The 2,113-nt window shown below is 63.0% G+C and carries 2 protein-coding genes and 2 pseudogenes; 1 reads left to right on the top strand and 3 read right to left on the bottom strand.

Features of this window, described 5'->3' with window-relative positions; all coding sequences use genetic code 11:
* Positions 1-817 (top strand): annotated as a pseudogene (locus EHH60_RS36825) (PLP-dependent transferase); the annotation flags it as partial.
* Here the strand turns inward: EHH60_RS36825 and EHH60_RS37880 are convergent.
* The 3 genes and pseudogenes from EHH60_RS37880 to tnpC form a co-directional block, all read right to left on the bottom strand.
* Positions 814-1,023 (bottom strand): hypothetical protein, encoded by a 210-nt coding sequence (locus EHH60_RS37880; RefSeq protein WP_050996349.1) that lies wholly within the window; start codon positions 1,021-1,023, stop codon positions 814-816. The pseudogene EHH60_RS36825 and the gene EHH60_RS37880 overlap by 4 nt on opposite strands.
* Positions 1,023-1,175, bottom strand: coding sequence for a hypothetical protein (locus EHH60_RS37875; protein ID WP_162130879.1), 153 nt, complete (start codon positions 1,173-1,175; stop codon positions 1,023-1,025). The genes EHH60_RS37880 and EHH60_RS37875 overlap by 1 nt, the downstream gene beginning before the upstream one ends.
* Positions 1,172-2,113: pseudogene (gene tnpC / locus EHH60_RS36820) on the bottom strand (IS66 family transposase); the annotation flags it as partial. The gene EHH60_RS37875 and the pseudogene tnpC, both read right to left, overlap by 4 nt.

Genomic DNA, 2,113 nt, shown 5'->3' with positions numbered 1-2,113 from the left:
GGGAGGGGACGGGTTTCGATGATCCTGATCGAGACGCCCGCCAATCCGACCAACGGCCTCGTCGACCTCGCAATGATCCGCCGCATCGTCGATGCCATCGGCAAGGCGCAGGGACACACGCCGATCATCGCCTGCGACAACACGCTGCTCGGGCCGGTGTTTCAGCGGCCGATCGAGCACGGCGCGGACCTGTCGCTGTATTCGCTGAGCAAGTATGTCGGCGCCATTCCGACCTGATCGCGGGCGCCGCGCTCGGATCGAAAGCGATCATGAAAGGCATCAAGGCGCTGCGCGGCGCCATCGGCACCCAGCTCGATCCGCATTCCTGCTGGATGATCAACCGCTCGCTCGAGACGCTCAGCCTGCGGATGAAGAAAGCCGATGCGAATGCGCGGCTCGTGGCGGACTTTTTGCGCGACCACCCGAAGGTCGCCAAGGTGCATTACCTCGGTCATCACGAGCAGGACTCGCTCTCCGGCGCCGCGTGTTCGCGCGGCAATGCCTCGGCGCGGGGGCGACGTTCTCGTTCGACATCGTCGGCGGCACGGAGGCGGCGGTGAAATTCCTGAACGCGCTGCAGATCCTCAAGCTTGCGGTGAGCCTGGGGCCACGGAATCGCTTGCAAGCCTGCCGGCGACGATGACCCATTCCGGCGTTCCCCGCCGACATTCGCCAAAAGATCGGCGTGCTCGATTCACGAGGGCCGCATAACATTCATTCGGAAATGCCGGCCCGACGTAGTTCAACATTGATCGGGACATCCCCCCGCAACAGTTTTCGAGGGTCACTTTACCGGGTCCACCCTGTACCCTTCTAGTCGTTCTGCACCAGTCCAATGATGTAGACTGGCAGCACGGGCCGATCTGCCGGGAGCAGCCAGTGCGGGGAAACGAAGCGCTCGAACTCTCTAGCGTACGCATCCGGCGTAGGCCGCAGGCTGGTTGGATCATTTCCGTTGCCAACGGCCTGCACACCATCTTCGCCGACGCCATAGACCCAGATCAGGCCGTCCTCGATCTCCATTATAGAACCTGACGAGCTCGATCAGGTTTTCGATGCCAAAGTCGGTGAACGCCGATGGTAATGTCGCGCAGCCAGTCTTCGTCTTCACCGAGGTCTTTTGCGACCTGGGTGAGGGTGGTGACGTGATGAACTTTGTTGACGTGCGTGGTCATGCCGCTCGAGCGGGGAACGCAGATGCCGGCGTCCAATTCCAGGGCAGAAGCTCGTCCAGCCGGTGAGCTGGGCGGACGGCGATGCAGGCAAGGATATCCGTGAGCCAGGCCTGCGGATCGACGCCATTCATTTTGGCCGTGATGATCAAGCTATACATGGACGCCGCGCGCCGTCCGCCGCGATCAGAGCCGCAGAACAACCAGGATTTTCGTCCAAGAGCGATGCCTCGCAAGCCTCTTTCGGCGGCATTGTTGGAGAGACAGACTCGTCCGTCCTGCAGGAACAGCGTGAAGCTCGCCCATCGCTTCAGGATGTAGTTGAACGCCTTGGCCAGGTCGTGCCCACGGGACAGCTTGGCGAGCTGCTCCCGCATATAGACCTGCAGATCCTCGACCAGAGGCCGGCTTAGCGTCCGTCGCATCTCCAGACGCTCTTCGGGGCTCCTGCTTGCCGGTGGCCTTGCGACGCGCATTCTCTTCGATATCGGCCATGGCGAAGAACGGGCGCCGCGCATGGACCCAACACGCCGCTTCCCGGATCGGTCCAGGGTGGCGTCCCGCCAGATAGAGCTGGTTGTACCCGTCATAGGCGTCGGCCTGCAGGATGCCGGCATACCCCGCCAGATGCGCCTGGGGATGCTCGCCCCTACGGTCGCGGGAGTAGTAGAATATCGCCGCCGGCGGCCCGGCGCCGCCAAACGGCCGATCGTCCCGGACGTAGATCCAGCACCGTGCCGTATCGGTCTTGCCCTTGGCCAGCACCGGCACCAAGTGAGTAGGCCGGAGGGATTTCACCTCCAGCCTCTCGCAGAACCGGGCGTGAGACTCTCGCCTCACCCGGCTCCCATCAGGCAAGCTTGCCGCCATCGCCGAGTTGCCAATGCACAAAGAGCCTGCGGTTCTCACGCGCGATCTTCTCCAGGAAGAGACGCGCGCGT

This window comes from Bradyrhizobium sp. RP6, from assembly GCF_003837805.1.
In the GTDB taxonomy this organism is placed as follows: Bacteria; Pseudomonadota; Alphaproteobacteria; order Rhizobiales; family Xanthobacteraceae; genus Bradyrhizobium.
The sequence above is the reverse complement of the archived record's forward strand: the minus strand, read 5'-3'. Positions and strand labels throughout refer to the sequence as shown.

Coding starts and splice junctions, on each gene's coding strand:
- EHH60_RS37880 (WP_050996349.1), bottom strand. CDS start 1,023: ATGGAGATCGAGGACGGCCTGATCTGGGTCTATGGCGTCGGCGAAGAT.
- EHH60_RS37875 (WP_162130879.1), bottom strand. CDS start 1,175: ATGACCACGCACGTCAACAAAGTTCATCACGTCACCACCCTCACCCAG.